The following is a 19,978-nucleotide window of genomic DNA, read 5'->3' as shown; positions in this document are numbered from 1 at the left end:
AAGGGTAGGTAGTAATCTAGGGTGGGGGGGTAATTACAAGCTTAGCCAATATCCGACAGTTACGCCTCATTGTCAAACGTTTCCTCCTCAAGCTGAAACCCTTTAGAAGTTAACAAAGTTTCCTATGAATGCTATAATGGCAAGGATAGTGACCTTTTTAGTAATTGAGGGATACCTTTGGTTTTGTCGAAAATTCGCGTTCTTAAACTACTGATCGGACTAGGCCTTGTCAGCCTATTTACCATCGTCCTTCTTTTATTTTTGCCAAAAGTAGATGAAACCAAGCTCCTCTACGCGACGAGCGGGAATCAATACGATGCGGCAGCCTATGGAAATTTTCAGCAAACCTTGCAAGCAGGCGTTCACATTGACAAACAAAACCTGCCTTCTTTATCAACGAGCCAGCTTCATAAGTACGATGCTATTTATCTGGATCCTGCCCTTGCGCAAGATGCCGGGTGGGCGGAGCAAGTTCCGAAACTTGTAGCATTTGTGAAGCAGGGCGGACATTTATTAGTGGAAAATGAGTTCTCGAGCCGTTTCACACCGGAATTTTTAGGTGCTGAAGCCATTGTGGACTTAAAAAAAGTGACGCTCACGAACCTGGGTGGCCCCCAATTAGCAGCTTCAACGCAGAGTCTGAGCTACCCGCAGGTGCCTGTTAATCTGCAAGGCATACAGCAAACTTTTCAATTGTTTAGTCAGAGCTACTTCAAACATAATTCATTGGAAGACTTACCGGGCTTTAACTTGGGCTACGGCTTCATTCCTTCTACGGGTCAAACGATAGTTGCCATGAATATGGCCGGGAAACCTGTTTCCCTTGTTATGCAGAACCGCGTTGGGAAAGGCACTGTGCTAATCAGCAGTAACTTTCTGCCCAACCGATACTTTATAACAGGCTACGACATGATGAGCGGCATGGATGACCCAAAAGCGGGCTTCTATCAGCTGGCTGCAAAGTACCAAGCAGAAATAAAACGGGTTCCGGGAACGACTTACTTCAATAGAAAAACATTGCCTATCGAGCCTTACTTCAACTTCGCTTTTGCAGCTGCGAATATGCAATATCGTAGTGAGCTGCTCGCTTATGTTTCAAAAGAAACACTTGGCTACAGTGTTAAAAAAGTCCTTGGCCCTTATGGAAGGCCTGCGATGGCCTTTCAGAACCATTTTGAGGCGCTGCCTGCCATTGGGCAAAAGGACGGCATTGCTTGGGCGGAGAAGCTGAAGGAATATAACGAGATTCCCTCGTTTACACTCGTGCGCAATGCCTTCAACTGGGGGCAATGGCGCGAGAGCGTGACGGTGCAGCTCAACACAGGAACGAACGCGCAGCCGAAGTTCGTCGGAGAACTGCCCGGCTCGGGTTACGCGAGCGGGCTGCACGTGATGGCTGCCGGTAAGCCTCTGCGGCAAGCTTTGTTCCCGCAGTATCGCGATCTATCGAGCGCGATTGAACTGCCTTACCGCGCGTACCCGACGGCCGCGGATATGAACGGCGACGGCCGCACGGACCTCGTGGTCGGAAGCTCGGATGGATTCGTGTATGTCTACACGAATCAAGGCGTTGACGCGGCGGCCTACACGAGTGAGCCGCCGCCGGAGGGCTTGGCGCTGCCGGACACGTTCGGCGCGCCGGTGAAGCTGCTGCTGGAGTCCGGCGAGCCGCTCCAGCTTGGCCCTTACAGTACCGTTCACGCCGCAGACGTGAACGGGGATGGCCGCACGGACCTCGTCGTCTCCGACGAGTCCGGGCGGTCTGGCTCCTGCCGCAGCTCGCTAGCGGCAGGTTTGCGAAGCCCACGGCGCTGCTCGCGGGCGGGAAGCCGCTGCAGCTGCCCGGAGGGCCTGCAGCACCGTTCGTCGCCGACGTCGATGGCGACGGCAAGCTCGACCTTGTCCTAGGCGGAGCCGATGGACAAGTGTGGCTCTTCAAGGGCCGCAGCGCAGCGGGCCTTACGCTCGATAAGGGCAGCGTTCTCTTCCCGCTGCCTCAGCATGCCACGCACGCCGCACCATCCGTGCGTGACATCAACGGCGACGGCCGACCTGATATCGTGGTCGGCAGCAGCGATGGGGACCTACAGGTATATCTTCAAGGCGCCGATGGCGCTTGGGCGGATGCGGGTCCCTTACAGGGCACAACCCTAAACCAAGTCGGCGATCACGCCTTGGTTGCCGGCCACTACTCTGTCCCGCTTTGGATAGATCTTAATCACGACGGCAAAGACGACCTGGTCGTCGGCGGTATCGAATTCGGGTCCCCCGTTTCGATCGACGACCCGCAATTTCCTTATCAAGCGGAGCTCCAGGAGTTCATCCAATACGCGCGTGACAATCATTTACAAATCGATCCGCACGTGTTTGTGCATAATTTTAAAAGTACAGAAGAGGAACGCACCGAGCTTTCCCTTCATAAGAAAGCTTTCGATAAGCTCGGCATCCCATGGCAGCACCTTGGAACGAACCAACACACATGGCGCATCAACAACATAGACCACCAGCAAACACTGGCGAATGAGCAGCAGCAAGGATTATGGTACAATTTCGGATTCTTATCGCCGGATTCACCTGTTATTCCACGTCCGGAAGAGATCTGGTCGCTTCCCTTTCTATTACAAAATAAACAAGGGAATATGGATAATACGATGCTGATTCATACACCGACACCGGTGCTGCGGACAGGAGACTATGCAACGACAGATGTTTTCGAATCGATGGTTAAATTGGATATGCCGATTGATTATTTCGAGCACATCGAGTACCATTTTCCCGTACCATCTTTGGTTGCCGACTTAACCAATTTTGCTGACTACTTTAATAAACTTCGTATGAAGCATGATTATAATTTTATGACCGAAACACAGATGGCGAAGTCATTCTTAACCGCTATGAAAAGCGAGGTTCGTATCAGTCAGTCATGGGCCTCCTATTTATGGGACAAGCTGAAAGATCGATTAGCTGGCGGCAGTCCACACTTTCATGCCACTTTGACACCGGATGCCGACAAGGTGCCAAGCTTGGCTGGTGAGTATGCTACGACACTCGGTGTCGTCATCGAAAAGGGCGAAAAACTTGCCCAATACTCTCTACAAAGTGATTCGGATATTTACACGACAATTGATAACCGATTCTATCTAGGTTTGACTAAGCCTTCCTCCATCGGTATTGGAGCGACCAAGGAAAAGTTGCACATCGTGCGTTCTAATGTCCCATTTGAGCTGACACAGCAAGGACACACACAGCAATTAGTTCTGAAATCGGCAGGTCTGCAGCAAGTGAAGGTTTTCAGCCCTACGGAGCTGCGTCTAGACGGATCATCCGAGGTCAAGATCGAGCATGACGCCCAAACGCATATGTACACCATTACCCGATACGGTGATTTGACGACACTTTCTTTTACCGCAAAGTGAACCAACGTTCCTTCATCATATGACCACTTTTAATTTAACCAGGAGGCTTTCCAACATGTCTAATGAAGAATTATTAGCGCAGCTTGAACAGCATATTCGCGAGCGTTATGAAATTGCTGAGGATGACGATGATTTTGACGTTGATGTTCATCTGTTTGATTATGGGTTCATTGACTCCATCGGCGCAACTGCGCTGATTGCCCACATTGAGAAAACGTACAGTATCCAAGTAACGAATCAAGATTTAATGCTGTACTCCATGAACACGGTAAGCGAAATTGCCGATTTTATTTCCAAGAAGACTGCGAGGTAACCCACACATGTTGACATGTAAAATTTCTTTAGAAGGCCTGGCTGAAAGCCAGCATGGACAAGTTAAATACGCGTCCGCCTTTGCCGATGAGCATATTCAGGATATTGCCCTTGTGGAGGGTCACATTATCATTACGCATAACTCTCCGAATGGAAACGAGGGTATTACCGAACGGGTTAAGCGTCTCATTGAACGTTTCTCTCACGGCGATTTCGGCTTCAAGGAAAACATTCTATTCGAGCATAAAGTCAATACTCCTTACGAAGGCGATATTATCGCTGAGCTTGTAGAGCGTAAAGCAATTAAAGTGTTGGAGCCCGGTCTCTTTATTTTCCGTGAGCCTTTCTCCAGCTTAATGCGTTTCTTTGATTACTCGTTCGTAACGAAAATCGCCAAGCGTTTCGAAGGCATGCAGGAAGAGTCTTATCCAGCTGTCATTCATAGTCATACTTTGAATAAAACGAACCATTTCACTTCATTCCCTGAACATATTCACTTCGTGACTCATTTGCGTGAGGATTTGGATGTTATCGAATCCTTCTCCCAATCGATCCGCGAAGCTGGCGGTTGGAACCAAGAGCAGCCGCTCGCGCTTGATAACAACATGGTGAAGCCGAACTTCATGATGAACCCTTCTACTTGTTATCACTGCTATGAAGGCCTGGAGAATGAAACGCTTGAGGGTGACGGCATCGTCGTGACAGCCATTGCGAAATGTCACCGTTTTGAGTCCAAAAACCACACCGACTTCGGTCGTCTGCTCGACTTCTCGATGCGCGAAATTATTTTCGTCGGCAAACCCGACTTCGTCAAAGAAAATCGTCTAAAATCGATCGAATATCTCAAAGAACTTGCCGTTGAATGGAACGTGGACAGCATGATGGAGATCGCCAACGACCCGTTCTTCACGAACGATTTCCAAGTGAAAGCGTCCTTCCAACGCAATCAAGAGATGAAATATGAGCTGCGCTTGAGCATTCCTCATGTGAAGAAATCAATTGCCTGCTCCTCGGTAAACTTCCATAGCAACACGTTTGGAAATGCTTTTAATATTAAAATGGGCAAGCGCAACGCTGTTACAGGTTGTGTAGGCTTCGGAATCGAACGCTGGGCGTTCGCGTTCTTGGCGCAATACGGTCTCGATGAGCAGCAGTGGCCTGCTACATTCCGTGAGCAATACCATGCTTGGCAGGAGAAGGCGCTGTAAGTGCCTTTTCTGTTCTATCCTTAACTACTTTGCTTGTCCGACTTAAGCAGATAGGTGAGTAATCATCGATGAGTGATTCACTTCTTAATGCACGCGAAGCTTTGGTACACGTTGTAGCATCGCCGCATGGATGTGGTCAACCCTGACCGCCTAAGTTGCATTTTGTGCAACAATTTCTCGATAAATAGATCTTTACCCGCAGCAAAGTTGCATTTCGTACAACAATTCTGGTCCAAAACGCCTGATTTGATGAAAATCTCTTTGAATTGTTGCATTTTTTACAACATATTGCCAATATACTCAAGGAATTCAAAGTATTGTTGCACAAAATGCAACTTCAGCCCAAGTTAGGTTCGTTGAGCTCGTTGGGTTTGTTGGGTTTGTTGGGTTTGTTGGGTTTGTTGGGTTTGTTGAGTTCGTTGGGTTCTTGAGCTCGCCGGATTCATCAGGTGCACACTTGCACTATTTACATCAAAGTAACATCACAATAGCCCACACGCCGACATTGGCTGTACGATATACAGTTACTTGTTAGCTGTGGGCTAACTAATGCTTCATATGTTCACTATGGTGAGCCAGACGTTATGAATCGTCCATCCTATACTAAGATAATGAGTGATACCGTTGAAAGTAGCTGCATTTCTCAAAAAAAATAGCTTCGTACTCGGCCTGCTGCTCGCAATCATCGTCTCCGACCTGCTCATTTCCTGGTGGAACCCGATGGTTAGCTCGCGCCGTTTTTACAAAAACGACTTTACCAAAACACTCTACCACCACGGCTGGTCCCAATCGGGTCCGGTTTTCTTCGGTAATTCGTCCGTTACGGGTGCGTATATCGAAGAGAAATCCGAAGCCCACTTGGTTGAGATGGGACTTTCCTATGGTAAGTTAACCGACCTGAAAGCCATCCTATCGAAAAACCTTTACCAGGTAAAGGATGAGCTTGTGATTGGCATCGATGTTCACACCATGCTGGACGCGCTTGAAACGGATCCAACCTACCAATGGTTCAAACCATGGTATCAGCCTTATGTTTACACGTACCGTGACTATTTCCGAGACTCAGGCGAAGAGTTTGCTCGTAATTTGCGCAAAGGCAGCCTAGCCTACGAGCCCCGCTGGATTGATAAAGAGCTGTACCCCGGTCGCAAAGACGATGCATTCCTAAAGACGAAGTGGAGCGATTACGACAAGCGCTTCGGTGCCATGACTCTGAAAGATTTTCAGGCAAATTTGGATGCTCTGCAGTGGATTATCCAGTATGCGAATCAGCATCAACTTGCTCTGCGAGTGATTTGGATGCCATGGAATAAAGGCTATGCGGATCCGCCCTATGTCTCCTCCCTAATGCAAGAGGCAAATCGCCAGCTGCAAGCTGCGAATGTCCCTACGCTGGATTTGCTGCACAAATACGATCCACGCTATTTCCATGATCTTGTCCACTTGAACCGCGAAGAGGGCGCGCCGCTATTTACGAAGGAGGTTGACACATGGTTAAAATCCTTAGGAAAACCATCGAAGTCCTAATCTATCTCGTGATGCTGTATTTAGTTTTCATCTATTTTACTGGCAAGGGCTTGTTTATCTACGAGAAATTCTAGTATTTCTAAATCAGCCAGATGTCGAAGTTGAGACCGATTAAGCTTTCGAAGCGAGGAGTTCTATAGCTATGTTTTATATGCACATGAACGCAATTATCGCTATGATTGGCATGGTTGCCGTTCTGATGCTCACCCGCAAGTGGGCTAATAATAAACGCATTCTAATGATTATTTTCAGCCTCTGCTTTCTGCTGCTCTTCAGCCAGAAGCTGCTAGTTTTCTATGCTGCATTTACGGTAATTAACTATGCTGGCTTTGTTTATTTATGCCGAACGACGTTATGGCGTAAAGCGACCTTTATTTTCGCGATTGCCGCTAATGTTGTCGGTGTATTTCTCGGTGTCCGGCTTTTCGTTATGGACATTTTTCACAATCCGTTGTTCGACGCTATCATCTATTTAGGCCTCATTTATAACGTTCTTAAAGTGATCGATGCTTATTATTTTGCTTATTTCTTTGGTAAAGAAGGCCAAGTACCAGCCATAGATTACGCGAATTATCTGCTCTTCATTCCAACTTTTACATCAGGACCGATTTTAAAATTCCGTGATTTCATGGCCGATAGCAAAAAACCTTACAACGTAGACGCAGCGCTCTTCGAAGACAGTGTGAAACGAATCATTTTAGGCTTATTTAAGAAAATCGTTGTGGTCACCTGGATGACCAGCATTTTCGATCAAGTGCTAAAGCAGGATCTGCACACTCATCAGTCGTTATTTCTTTTGATCTGGTTCTATGCACTCATTTACTTCGATTTCTCTGGTTATTCCGATATGGCGATCGGCTTTGGTCGATTGATGGGCTATACGATGCCTGAGAACTTCAAGCGTCCGCTCTTCTCGCCTTCCATGACGCAGTTTTGGCGAAATTGGCACGCGACATTAGGTGATTTTTTCCGTGATCATATCTTCATGTTCTTCTCTCGTTCCGCTCCATCCCGCTGGGTAGCTTCAAGTTTGTCCGTTCTGATTATGGTCCTGATTGGCTTGTGGCATGGTTTTACATGGCTTTATTTCTTCTACGGGCTCTATCATGGGATTATTCTAGCCATTGAAAATATTTTTAAAATCACTACCGTTAATAAAAAGAAAGTATCCAAAACCTATTTCTACTTCCGTTGTTTCGTGACACAAGCATTGGTTACGTTCTCGGTTATTATCTACAGCTCCAATTATGAGACGGTCCTTCGGATCTATAAAGGCTTGCTTCATTTTACTGGATGATAGTGGTATAATTTGTGTGGTTGTTTACCATTTATGGAGGTGTACCTAATGAAGTTAGGCGTTTTTATGGTTCTGTTCGGTGGAAAACCTTTCGAGGAAGCGTTGGATTACATTGCTGCAAAAGGCTTAGATGCTGTTGAAATTGGTACAGGGGGCTATCCCGGTACAGCTCATTGCAACCCAAGCGAACTTCTCGCAGACGCAGGGAAACTAAAGGCATTTAAACATGCGGTGGAATCCCGCGGTTTGACAATCAGCGCTCTTAGCGCTCACGGTAACCCGCTGCACCCGCAAGAACACATTGCCAAAGAGTTTCACGATGCTATCATACAAACGATTGATCTTGCTGAACGCCTTGAGGTACCTGTAGTGAACACGTTCTCTGGCTGTCCTGGCGACCATGAGGATGCGAAGTATCCGAACTGGCCGGTTGCGCCTTGGCCGAACGATTTCCAAGAGATTCTGGACTGGCAGTGGGGAAATAAAATTATTCCTTACTGGACGGAGACAGGCAAGTACGCTTCCGACCGTAATATTAAAATTGGACTGGAGCTGCACGGTGGTTTCTCCGTACATACGCCAGCCACCCTCCTTCGTCTGCGCGAAGCAGCAGGTGAAGCAATCGGGGCAAATCTTGACCCGAGACCACATGTGGTGGCAAGGTATCGATCCTGTTCAAGCGGTTCAAATTCTTGGCCGTGCCGGAGCGATCCACCATTTCCACGCTAAAGATACATCGCTGGATGTAAACAATGTGAACCGCTATGGTGTAACAGACATGCAATCCTATGCTAACATGCTTGACCGCGCTTGGCAGTTCCGTTCCGTTGGTTACGGTCACGATATGAAAGTTTGGGCTGACATCATCAGTGCTCTGCGTCTTGTTGGTTATGACTATGTCGTGAGCATCGAGCATGAAGACGGTTTGATGTCCGTTGAAGAAGGATTCTCCAAAGCCGTACAAAATCTACAACAAGTACTCATCAAGGAACCTCTTGGTGAAATGTGGTGGGTATAAGTATTCGCTTTAAATAACCAAGGATAAACGGCCCCGTCGTCCTTCTGGGACGAGCGCGTTTGTCAAGGTAGATGCGAAGCAAAAGTATAAAACTTATACTTTCTTATCTACACAAAAAAGCCCACAGGCGCCGTTGATCTTTCGATCTTGGTCCTGTGGGCTTTTTATCTTGTTAACTCGAAATTACCAACCGCTGATCATAACGTAATCCATAAAGCCGAATACGGCCAAGGAAACTACTGCAAACCCCAGGGCAAACAAATTTCTTCGCGGGTTAATCAACTGTCTAATGACCGCAATTGCGATAACCACTGTAAAGATCAAAACATAGATATCAAAGCTTGTATACGTACTTGTTGTTGCTGCTGCTTCCGCTAATAACATGGTGAAACCTCCTTATAGTAACTCGGTGCAAGGCACACGTCCTGCTATTTTAATTCTATGTTAGCTTGATTGAGCACTAGATGCAAGTGATTACACTGATGTGTAACAAGTTTGTCACCTTTTGCAGGGCTTGACCACATCACAAGGCCACGAATGACTAGGTTCACCTTGAGATCATACATCACTATCAATGATTTCTTGTTGATGAGTTTAGAGTTCTCAAACCTGCCTCGTAAGTATAAAATGTCCATCTCTTCGCATATTTATAACTCTGGTCATGCAGTGATTCAAACCTTACCTTAGTGATCAAAATAAAAAAATAAACCCGAAATCCCTATCAAGGGACGTTTCGGGTTCTATGTTTCATAGAGTTGCACTTCTTTTAAACGACTAGTCCGTACACGGGGTCGAATTCTTTATGCTCCTCTAGGTATGCGTTTTGTAGTTTTTCAGCTAATTCTTTCTCCTGCCAAGCTAAGAAACGAAAAGGGTCAATACCTAAAGCAGAAACAATCTCTTGTAACTCTAACGTCGGTTTCATAACAAGCCCTCCATAAAGTAGATAGATTAGAACTGCTTATATCCTCGATCATGGATAGTTAGTATGAGGGATATTTCTGAATGCAACTTATAACCTAATTATAGGTCTATTCTCCCCCATTGTGATAGAGGGTTAAATTGTCGAAGCTTGTATCATTCAATTAAGTCTTAACAAAATTCAAGGTTTTTTAGTCGAAATTGTGACAAAAGTGAGAAAACCTCTATCGAGGCCATTCAAAGATGAGCGACCGCGTTTAACGAGGAGAGATTTTGCTCTACGACCAAAGATCCCTATATTAGGTTTTATCGCCAATAAGAAAGCGGTTTTCGTTACACCGAAAACTTATACTTTCTTATGTGGTAAAAAATAAGCTTGGCGTCACGATCACTTGCATCGTGAGCCAAGCTTATTCGGGTAACGGACTAGCCGACTGATTCTTCTAGCACTTCAAGTCGCTTTGCGTAGTTCTCAGAGCGCTCCCGATCCCGTTCAAGGATCGGTTTCAAGTATTGGCCGGTGTAGGACCCGGCCACCTTCACGACATCCTCCGGCGTACCGGCAGCCACGATCAGTCCTCCGCGGGTACCACCCTCGGGGCCTAGATCGATGACGTGGTCCGCCGTCTTAATGACATCGAGGTTATGCTCGATGACAAGGACCGTTTCACCGTTCTCAACGAGACGGTGAAGCACCTTCAGCAGACGATCGATATCGTGGATGTGGAGCCCCGTAGTGGGCTCATCCAAGATGTAGATCGTCTTGCCTGTGCTGCGGCGGTACAGCTCCGCCGCGAGCTTCACACGCTGGGCTTCGCCGCCTGACAGCGTGGTCGCTGGCTGGCCGAGAGTCATGTAGCCCAGCCCCACATCCAGAAGTGTCGTCAGCTTACGATGAATACGCGGCAAGTTCTTAAAGAACTCGCAGCCGTCCTCAATCGTCATCTCTAACACTTCGGAAATGCTCTTGCCTTTGTACTTCACTTCCATCGTCTCACGGTTGTACCGCTTGCCTTTGCAGACTTCACAAGGCACGTATACATCCGGCAAGAAGTGCATCTCGATCTTGATGATGCCGTCTCCACGACAAGCCTCACAACGGCCGCCTTTCACGTTAAAGCTGAAGCGGCCCTTCTTGTAACCACGAACCTTAGCTTCGTTCGTATTCGCATAAACATCACGAATATCATCAAACACACCGGTATACGTAGCAGGATTCGAGCGTGGCGTACGACCAATCGGTGATTGGTCTATATCGATAACTTTATCAATGTGTTCAAGACCCACAATTTCCTTGTGCTCACCTGGACGCACCTTCGCTCCGTTTAAATCACGCGACAAGGTTTTGAACAAAATCTCGTTAATCAACGTACTTTTGCCTGAACCGGATACCCCTGTAACACAGGTAAATACACCGAGCGGCACTTTAGCCGATACGTTACGCAAGTTATTTTCTTTGGCGCCTTTGACCTCGATCCATTTCCCATTCGGTTTGCGTCGCGCTGCTGGAATAGGGATGAACCGTTTGCCGCTGAGGTATTGTCCTGTAAGAGAGTTATCGTCTTTCATTAACTCTTTTGGCGTACCTTGCGCAATGACTTGTCCACCGTGAATGCCGGCACCAGGACCGATGTCGATAATGTAATCCGCAGCCATCATCGTGTCTTCATCATGTTCCACAACGATTAATGTGTTGCCGAGATCGCGCATATGTTCGAGCGTCTGAATGAGACGCGTATTATCTCTCTGATGCAGTCCGATGCTAGGCTCATCCAAAATATAAAGGACACCCATCAAACTAGAACCGATCTGAGTAGCCAAGCGTATCCGCTGTGCTTCTCCACCCGATAACGTACCTGCTGCTCGATGCATCGTTAAGTAATCAAGACCTACATTGACTAGGAACCCTAGGCGAGATCTGATTTCTTTGAGAATCAAATTGGAAATTGTCAGCTCTCGTTCATTCAAGATCAGCCCCTTAAACCATTCCTCAGCCTCACCAATCGAAAGGGACGTGGCATGAGCAATGTTCTTGCCATTGATCGTCACAGCTAATGTTTCGGGCTTCAAACGCTGTCCTTTACACTTCGGACAAGGCTTCGTGCTCATATACGTCTGAATGTGCTCCCTGATCCCCTCAGAGAACGTATCTTTGAATCTGCGTTCTAAGTTGCGAATGATACCCTCGAAAGGCACTAACGCTTCTTTGCTCGCTCCCATATCATTCTCATATCGGAAGCGAATCTTCTCCCCGCCTGTTCCATAGAGGATAACCTTCATCTGATCACTGCTTATCTCAGAAACAGGTACATTGCGAGGAATGGAATAATGTTCACAAACCGCGGCAAGAAACTGCGGATAATAGTTGGAAGTACTGCCGGCCCATGCTTCGAACGCTCCCTCTTCAATCGTTAGCTTTGTATCAGGAACAAGTAGATCAGGATCAACGATCATCTGACTGCCTAGTCCATCACAATCAGGACAAGCACCGAAGGGACTGTTAAACGAAAACATTCTCGGCGCTAATTCTTCAACGCTGAAGCCGCACTCCGGACAGGCTAAGTTTTGGCTAAAGAGCAGCTCTTCTTGGTCAATGATATCGACGATTACCCGTCCATTTGCCAACTTGAGCGCTGTCTCAAGAGAGTCCGCAAGACGAGTTTGAACGTCCTCTTTGATCACAATACGGTCAACAACGACTTCGATCGTGTGCTTTTTATTTTTGTCGAGTTCGATCTTCTCAGCGAGATCGACCGTTTCACCGTTGACACGCACCCTGACGAATCCCTGCTTTTGAATATCGGCAAGCAGCTTCGTATGTTCGCCTTTGCGTCCTGAAATTAGGGGAGCTAGAATCTGGAGCTTCGTTCGTTCTGGATACTCCATAATACGATCCACCATTTGTTCCACGGTTTGCGATGTAATCTCAATGCCGTGGGTCGGACAATGCGGTCGTCCAATTCGAGCAAATAGCAAGCGCAAATAGTCGTAAATCTCCGTTACAGTTCCAACTGTGGAACGCGGATTACGGCTTGTTGTTTTCTGATCAATGGAAATAGCCGGTGAAAGACCTTCAATTGAATCTACATCCGGCTTATCCATTTGCCCTAGAAATTGTCTGGCATATGCAGATAGAGACTCTACGTATCTGCGCTGCCCCTCCGCATAAATCGTATCAAAGGCAAGCGACGATTTCCCTGATCCACTTAAGCCCGTAAGAACAACGAACTTATCACGTGGAATCGTGACATCGATATTTTTCAGATTATGAGCTCTAGCTCCTTTAATAACGATTTGATCTCTAGACACGGGTACCCTTCCTCTCCTATGTGGAGCTGATGCCTCTTCTAGGCATCAGCTTTCATTTCCATAATAGCATCACGCAGCTGTGCGGCTCGTTCGAACTGCAGGTTTTTCGCTGCCTCTTTCATCTCGCCTTCCAAACGCTCGATCAGCGATGCGCGATCCTTCTTCGACATCTTCGCACCCTTCACATCGGCCAGATAATCCGCTTTCTGTTCAGCCACCTTCGTAGCTTCAATGACATCGCGTATTTTCTTGGCAATGGTTTGCGGCGTAATCCCCAGCTTCTCATTATGCGCTTCTTGCAGACCACGACGGCGACTCGTTTCATAGATCGCCTTCTGCATAGAATCTGTTATTTTATCTCCATACATAATAACACGACCGTCTGAATTCCTCGCCGCACGGCCGATGGTTTGAATCAACGATCGTTCCGAACGCAAGAACCCTTCTTTGTCCGCATCTAGAATAGCGACCAGCGAAACCTCAGGTAAATCAAGCCCTTCCCTAAGGAGGTTAATTCCCACAAGAACATGGAAAGTCCCCAACCGCAAATCACGTAAAATCTGCATACGTTCAAATGTCTTGATATCCGAGTGCAAGTACCGAACCTTAATGCCTATTTCCTTAAAGTAATCGGTTAAATCCTCCGACATCTTTTTCGTTAAGGTCGTAACGAGCACCCGCTCATCTTTACGAATTCGATCATGAATTTCGGCTATTAAATCATCGATCTGACCCTTAGTTGGTCTTACTTCAATGATTGGATCCAATAACCCAGTAGGACGAATAATTTGCTGCGTCATTTCTGGACAATGTTCCAACTCATAGGGTCCAGGTGTTGCTGATATATATAAAATTTGGCTGACTTTCTCCTCAAACTCCTCAAAGCGTAGAGGACGGTTATCCAGTGCAGAAGGCAAACGGAAACCGTGATCAACCAATACTTCTTTTCTTGCCCTATCCCCATTATACATCGCACGAATCTGTGGCAAAGTCACATGAGATTCATCGACCATAAAGAGCATATCGTCTGGGAAATAATCCAAAAGCGTATAAGGCGTAGCCCCCCGCTCACGGAAAGTCAGCGGACCTGAGTAATTCTCAATCCCATTGCAGAAGCCCATCTCTTGCATCATTTCCATATCGTAGCGCGTCCGCTGCTCCAGCCTCTGCGCTTCGAGCAGCTTCCCTTGCTCTTTCAGCTCGGCAAGACGCTCCTCGAGCTCACGCTCAATATTCACGAGTGCGCGCTTCATCGTATCTTCGTGCGTCACAAAGTGAGACGCCGGGAAGATCGCGATATGATCGCGCTCGCCGATTATTTCGCCGGTGAGCACATTGATTTCCGTAATCTTTTCAATCTCATCACCAAACAATTCAACTCTCACCGCTTGTTCGCCATGAGAAGCTGGGAAAATCTCTACGACATCTCCGCGCACGCGAAATGTACCACGGACAAAATTTAAATCATTCCTCTGATATTGAATATCCACGAGCTTGTGTAAAATCTCATTACGCGATTTCTCCATACCTACACGTAAAGAAAGCAGCATATTCCCGTATTCAATTGGCGAACCCAAGCCGTAAATACAAGACACACTCGCAACGATAATAACGTCACGGCGCTCAAATAATGAGCTTGTCGCCGAGTGTCGGAGCTTATCTATCTCTTCATTGATGCTGGAATCTTTCTCGATGTAAGTGTCAGAGGAGGCAATGTAGGCTTCTGGTTGGTAGTAATCATAGTAACTAACGAAGTAGGAGACGGCATTATGAGGGAAAAATTCTTTAAATTCACTGCACAACTGTGCGGCTAACGTTTTGTTATGCGCAATAATCAGGGTAGGACGGTTCAACTTGGCAATGACTTGCGCCGCTGTGAACGTTTTTCCCGTTCCCGTCGCACCTAAGAGTGTCTGATGCTTATTACCCGCTTGTATACTTTGAACAATTTCCTCAATCGCCTTGGGCTGATCGCCTTGCGGAGAAAAATCGGACACAAGCTCAAACTTCTTAGAGCTAATTTGTAGTTCACTCATCAATAATCACCCACATTTTATCGAAATAAATCGAACTTTTATCCTATTAACTTTCCTTATGCTATTTCCGATATAGAAGTTTATGGAACTAATTCTGCACAAATATGAAGGAATCTCTAATTTCATCCATCATAAGAATGTTTGTTCTGGTTTTTTCATTATACTCTTTTTGAATCATGGATGCAAACGGCAATATCTGTTACGGCCTGTATAAGCTTTGTGAAGAGAGGCTTCAACGAACTTATCAGGTTGCTTTATGGTTCCTATTCTTTTTATGCTAATTAGGAGTGGTACAGTCATGGATTTGACAACAGTTTTAGGATTAGTATTGGGTCTTGCAGGTTTAATCGGCGGGTACATGTGGGATGGCGGTCATATTAGTTCATTGATCATCCCGAGTGCCATGCTGATCGTTTTCGGCGGAACCTTTGGTGCAGTAGCCATCAGCTTTCCGCTCTCTATTTTAGCCAAAATCCCTAAAGCTCTAGGCATTGCCTTCAAAGAAGTAAAAAGAGATCCGGGAGCAACGATTGATGAACTTGTAGATATGGCTTCGATCGCTCGTCGAGAAGGTGTACTAGCCCTAGAGCAGCGCGCACAGGAGCATACAAATCCATTCCTTAAAGATGGCTTGCTTATGGTGGTGGATGGAACTGATCCCGAGCTGACCAGACAAATTCTGGAGCTTGAAATGGACGCTATTGAGCACCAGGTTAATAATATGTCAAAGGTGTTTGAAGCCGGAGGCGGATATGCACCAACCATGGGAATTATTGGTACTGTTATGGGGCTTATTCACGTTCTTGGTAATCTCGACGATCCCTCCAGTCTCGGTCCTGCGATTGCTGTTGCTTTTACAGCTACCTTATACGGTGTTATGAGCGCCAACTTGGTCTATCTTCCGATTGCTAATAAAATAAAAGTTCGCGGCAAAGAAATGGTTTCCGAAATGGAACTGATGTTAGAAGGAATTCTTGCCCTTCAAGCCGGTGAGAATCCACAGTTAATTAAGAAAAAACTGAATTCCTTCCTCCACGATAAATCAGCGAAGAAAGTCGCAGAGGAGGATGCCGATAATGGCGCGGAGAGGTAAGAAGCACGAGGAACATGTCAATCATGAGAGATGGCTCATTACTTACGCTGATTTGATCACCCTTCTGCTCGTTTTCTTCATTATTATGTATGCTATGAGTAAAGTCGATGTTCAAAAGTATTCCGTTCTGGCCCAAGCCTTAAACATGCAATTCCAGAAAGCCGACTCGGTTTTGGATAAAGGCTTTGGCGTAAGTGGTCAAATGACCCCTAAGCAAGGCGATGCCCAGACACCGCAGAACCAGAATCAGAGCCAAGATGACAATAAAGAAGAGAAAGATAAAACAAAGCCTGAAGAAAATGAAAAAGAGAAGCGCGAGAAGGAGCTCCAAGATCTTTTAAAACAAGTTCAAGCTTATATTAAGGATCAGAATCTGGAGGCACAAGTATCCGCTAGCGATACAGAACGCGGTGTGGCTATCACCCTTAATGACTTATTCCTATTCGACCTAGGAAAAGCGGATCTGAAAGCGGCCTCCTTTCCTATTCTACAGAAGCTCGCTTCACTCATCCCTACGCTGAACAGCAAGGTGAGCATTGAAGGTCATACCGACAACTTGCCGCTAGCTACAGGCAATCCTTTCAAAGATAACTGGGGATTATCATTCGCTCGTTCCCTTTCGGTGCTTCGCTATTTTAGTGATACGGCCAAATTGGATAATAATAAATTTATTGCTACCGCTTATGCCGATACAATGCCAAAAGTAGCCAACACCAGCGATGAGAACCGCAGCAAAAATCGCCGCGTCGAAATCATTGTACTGCGTGATGGGCTATCTCCTACAACAACGGTTAAATGAGAAAACCTCTATCGATGCATTTCGAAGATGAGCGACCGCGTTTAAATGTAGGTTTTATCGCCAATAAGAAAGTCAAGTTTCTCTGTTAGAAATAAACTTATACTTTCTTATGTGGAAAACAAAGACCCTTCCTCTTTCAAACGAGAGGATAGGGTCTTTTTTAATCACATGGATTTCGTTGAATCATTAGATAACAAGCCTGTCAGTTTACTTCGCAAATAGGAAAATAGATGCAGAGGTCTTTGCTCTAGGAAGTACAGTGCATCCTGATCCGGAGCTAAAATAATACCTAATTGATGATGATCGCCAGAGTAAATCGCTCGCTGCAAGAAACGTACCTCACCTTGCTCATTCAGCACTTCCAGCCTGCAGAAAGCAGAATTCAACCGCATGGCAACGTGCAGATCGGTTTTCGTCTTGATTTTATGACCGTTCACCTTGTGAATGAGTTCGCCCGTTTGAATACCAAGCTCGTGGGCAGGACTGTTTGGCACTACCGACAACACCATAAGACCTCGCTGTGAGTGAACATAGAACGGCACCAGCTTATCTTCCACCCATTGGTTATACCGAATCAATCCTTCATGTAAAGCTATGCTGAGTACGGCTCCTACAAGCAGAATCGGTGACCAGAAATGAGCTCCAATCGCTGTAACTAATAGGATGATGCCATATAAGTAGAGTAAGCTTGCGCTGAAACGGGCTTGTTTGCGGGGAAGCTTCGAAATCGTTAGCTCCGTAAAACCAATCATTGCCGGAAAGGCAAGAAGTGTCCATCCGGATGCGAGGTTTGAACCAAACAGCGTATCCCATGGAAGTCCTTGTATACTCCCCCCCGTCATAGGAACGAGCAAAAATAATGGAACAGGCCAGAAACCTTGCAGCTGTTGCCCGCCGATAATTTGCCCTCTTCTTCCCTCCAGGAACAGCGGTGTCGCCATACGTGCCCCTTGAAAACCGACGAGTGTTCCTTCTAGAAGATGAAGTATGGCGACAATGACCAGCAAGGAGGGGATATCCGCGCCAACTACAATGTCCAGAACCGGAATTGCCTCCTGGAGGCTGGCCGCGTTCGGTATCCACGAAAGAATCACTTGCGCGATTCCCAAAATACCTACCGCATAAGCTAAACAGAAGAATCTAACGCGCATTATCACTAGGATAATCGATAAGACCCACAATAGAATTATTGTGCTCGCTTGAATATTAACACCTACGAAGAGCATAAGTACGGAGGCACTTATACCGCCTAGCCAACCCCAAAGTACGGTTCGCCACGTCTCATTTAATAAAGAATGCAAGCGCGTGTGAAACAGCTTACGCTCCATCTGAATCTGTTTCCGATAATGCAGCACGATAAATAGAATACCTATATAGTAAAAAGGATTCGCAAACAACTGCCCTACAGCCTGCAGCAGTCTGTCCAAGAGTTGAATCAATACATCCATACGAATCTGGGTCTCCTTGATGAAAAAGAAATAGGAAGGCAGCCGCAGCAACCTTCCTACACTAATTCGACTATTAGAGCCTAACTCCTGCCCATCTTGACGAATTTCCAATATCTGATCCTTATTATTTCCCGATTTGCTTTTGAATTTGCCCAATGGCTGCTTTTAATTGCGAATCGTTTTTCGGCTCACGAATTTGCACCAAAATTGATTTTTCAATTTTAGTCGCTGTTTCCGTGTCTACTTCGCCTGTCATAGGCAAACCATTAGTCCGTTGGAATGCTTTTACAGCTGTAACGGTCTTATCATTAAAATAACCATCTGTACGCTCTGGGTTAAAACCAAGACCTGTCAGCATCAGCTGTAGATTCTTCACATCATCGCTTGTCATATCTTGTTTAAGCACACTCTTCTTAGATAGCGGAGCTGCTTTGAAATAACCTGGCTGTTCAACTGGAATATCCGGTTGGATTCCCGTTTTGTGAATCCAGTTACCATTTGGTGTTAACCATTTGTACACGGTCATTTTAATATTGCTGCCGTCGCCCATTTCCTTCTCGAAAGTAACCTGAACGGTTCCTTTCCCGTAGGAGGTTTCACCAATAATCTTGCTGCCAACCGCTTCTTGGAAGGCTCCAGCTAATATCTCGGAAGCACTCGCACTGCCCTTGTTGATAAGCACAGTAACCGGATAGTTCTTGCCTGAACCCGTTGAAGGTGTCGGCTCCCGCTTGCCATCCCGATTCTCGACCTGGACGATCGGCTTGCCGCTCTTAACGAATGGATTCACGATATCTACGACTACGTTCAACAGACCGCCCGGGTCATTACGCACGTCGATAACAAGCCCTTTCATCCCTTTGGCTTCAAGGCTTTTCAGCTCTTCAGCGAAACGGACGGCCGTATTCGAGGAGAACTGGCGAATCTCAATCTTTCCGATTTGGTCCTGCAGCATTTCGCCATAGACCGTTTCAACGTCAATATTATCCCTGACCACGATGACTTGCACCGGATCACCGGCACCTTGACGAAGTAAATCCAGCTTCGCCTGCGTCCCTTTAGGCCCGCGGATTTTCATGACCGCTTGGTTGAGTGTAAGCCCGTCCAATTTCTCACCGTTGACAGAGACAATCACGTCTTTGGATTGAATACCCGCTTTCTCAGCAGGAGATCCCTTGATGGGAGACACGATAACGAACTTACCTTCCTCAATCGAAACCTCTGCCCCTATGCCTTGAAAAGAGGATGTAATACTCTCATCGAACTGCTTCGCTTCCTTCTGATCCATATAAACTGTAAATGGATCTTCCAGAGATTCCAGCATGCCATTGATTGCACCGTTGACCAACTTATCATGATCCGGCTGCTTCAAATATTTGCTCTCGATCAATTGAAACGTTGTAGAGATTTTACTCAAATCCTTACTCGATAGCCCGGATGAGGTGGCCGTGGATGCGGCTGTGCTGCCCGCAGGCTGCTCTTTCCGCCCCCAAGAAAAGGATGAATCCACAATCGTCAGTGTCACGATACTGCTTGCAAACATGGCTAATAATACAAATACTATGACCGTGCGTCCTTTGAATTGCAAAGCGCG

The 19,978-nt window shown here is 46.5% G+C and carries 14 protein-coding genes and 1 pseudogene; 9 read left to right on the top strand and 6 right to left on the bottom strand.

The features are described 5' to 3' along the window. Positions 1–183 precede the first annotated feature (183 nt). The 7 genes and pseudogenes from ACBP55_RS00775 to ACBP55_RS00745 all read left to right on the top strand — a co-directional run bounded on the left by ACBP55_RS00775 (position 184) and on the right by ACBP55_RS00745 (position 8,778). Positions 184–1,908: an FG-GAP repeat domain-containing protein gene (locus tag ACBP55_RS00775; RefSeq protein ID WP_464649060.1), complete on the top strand. Its 1,725-nt coding sequence runs from the start codon at positions 184–186 to the stop codon at positions 1,906–1,908. Positions 1,909–1,925: 17 nt separating this feature from the next. Next, on the top strand, positions 1,926–3,416 hold the full coding sequence (locus tag ACBP55_RS00770; protein ID WP_464649058.1) for an FG-GAP repeat domain-containing protein: 1,491 nt from the start codon (positions 1,926–1,928) through the stop codon (positions 3,414–3,416). A gap of 55 nt (positions 3,417–3,471) precedes the next feature. Next, positions 3,472–3,729: an acyl carrier protein gene (locus ACBP55_RS00765; RefSeq protein WP_029194863.1), complete on the top strand. Its 258-nt coding sequence runs from the start codon at positions 3,472–3,474 to the stop codon at positions 3,727–3,729. A gap of 7 nt (positions 3,730–3,736) precedes the next feature. Beyond that, positions 3,737–4,936 carry a class-II aminoacyl-tRNA synthetase family protein gene (locus ACBP55_RS00760; protein WP_464649055.1) on the top strand — a complete coding sequence of 400 codons (1,200 nt, stop codon included), beginning with the start codon at positions 3,737–3,739 and terminating at the stop codon, positions 4,934–4,936. Positions 4,937–5,560: 624 nt separating this feature from the next. Further along, positions 5,561–6,463 (top strand): hypothetical protein, encoded by a 903-nt coding sequence (locus ACBP55_RS00755; protein ID WP_464649053.1) that lies wholly within the window; start codon positions 5,561–5,563, stop codon positions 6,461–6,463. A 142-nt stretch (positions 6,464–6,605) separates the two neighbouring features. Beyond that, positions 6,606–7,760, top strand: a complete 1,155-nt coding sequence (locus ACBP55_RS00750) for an MBOAT family O-acyltransferase (RefSeq protein WP_464649051.1) — start codon at positions 6,606–6,608, stop codon at positions 7,758–7,760. 48 nt (positions 7,761–7,808) lie between these two features. Further along, positions 7,809–8,778 (top strand): annotated as a pseudogene (locus tag ACBP55_RS00745) (sugar phosphate isomerase/epimerase family protein). 183 nt (positions 8,779–8,961) lie between these two features. Here the strand turns inward: ACBP55_RS00745 and ACBP55_RS00740 are convergent. From ACBP55_RS00740 to uvrB, 4 genes are all read right to left on the bottom strand, one after another. Then, complete coding sequence (locus ACBP55_RS00740; protein WP_464649049.1) at positions 8,962–9,162, bottom strand: DUF2759 family protein; 201 nt, start codon at positions 9,160–9,162, stop codon at positions 8,962–8,964. 382 nt (positions 9,163–9,544) lie between these two features. Continuing rightward, positions 9,545–9,703, bottom strand: a complete 159-nt coding sequence (locus ACBP55_RS00735; protein WP_261303518.1) for a hypothetical protein — start codon at positions 9,701–9,703, stop codon at positions 9,545–9,547. A 422-nt stretch (positions 9,704–10,125) separates the two neighbouring features. Beyond that, positions 10,126–13,008 carry an excinuclease ABC subunit UvrA gene (gene uvrA, locus ACBP55_RS00730; protein ID WP_464649047.1) on the bottom strand — a complete coding sequence of 961 codons (2,883 nt, stop codon included), beginning with the start codon at positions 13,006–13,008 and terminating at the stop codon, positions 10,126–10,128. Between the two features lie 38 nt (positions 13,009–13,046). Further along, on the bottom strand, positions 13,047–15,044 hold the full coding sequence (gene uvrB / locus ACBP55_RS00725) for an excinuclease ABC subunit UvrB (RefSeq protein WP_464649045.1): 1,998 nt from the start codon (positions 15,042–15,044) through the stop codon (positions 13,047–13,049). A gap of 298 nt (positions 15,045–15,342) precedes the next feature. On the opposite strand from uvrB, the gene ACBP55_RS00720 reads away from it, so the two are divergent. Together ACBP55_RS00720 and ACBP55_RS00715 are read left to right on the top strand one after the other, a co-directional pair. Continuing rightward, on the top strand, positions 15,343–16,137 hold the full coding sequence (locus ACBP55_RS00720; RefSeq protein WP_464649043.1) for a flagellar motor protein: 795 nt from the start codon (positions 15,343–15,345) through the stop codon (positions 16,135–16,137). After that, positions 16,121–16,936 (top strand): flagellar motor protein MotB, encoded by an 816-nt coding sequence (locus tag ACBP55_RS00715; protein ID WP_464649041.1) that lies wholly within the window; start codon positions 16,121–16,123, stop codon positions 16,934–16,936. The genes ACBP55_RS00720 and ACBP55_RS00715 overlap by 17 nt, the downstream gene beginning before the upstream one ends. Before the next feature lie 164 nt (positions 16,937–17,100). On the opposite strand, the gene ACBP55_RS00710 is transcribed toward ACBP55_RS00715, so the two are convergent. Both ACBP55_RS00710 and ACBP55_RS00705 read right to left on the bottom strand, forming a co-directional pair. Then, a complete protein-coding gene (locus tag ACBP55_RS00710; RefSeq protein WP_464649039.1) occupies positions 17,101–18,495 on the bottom strand; it encodes a PDZ domain-containing protein in 1,395 nt (464 codons plus the stop codon). Between the two features lie 13 nt (positions 18,496–18,508). Next, positions 18,509–19,972 carry a S41 family peptidase gene (locus ACBP55_RS00705; protein ID WP_464653197.1) on the bottom strand — a complete coding sequence of 488 codons (1,464 nt, stop codon included), beginning with the start codon at positions 19,970–19,972 and terminating at the stop codon, positions 18,509–18,511. Positions 19,973–19,978 lie beyond the last annotated feature (6 nt).

It is taken from the genome of Paenibacillus sp. WG02, assembly GCF_055396115.1.
The sequence above is the reverse complement of the archived record's forward strand: the minus strand, read 5'-3'. Positions and strand labels throughout refer to the sequence as shown.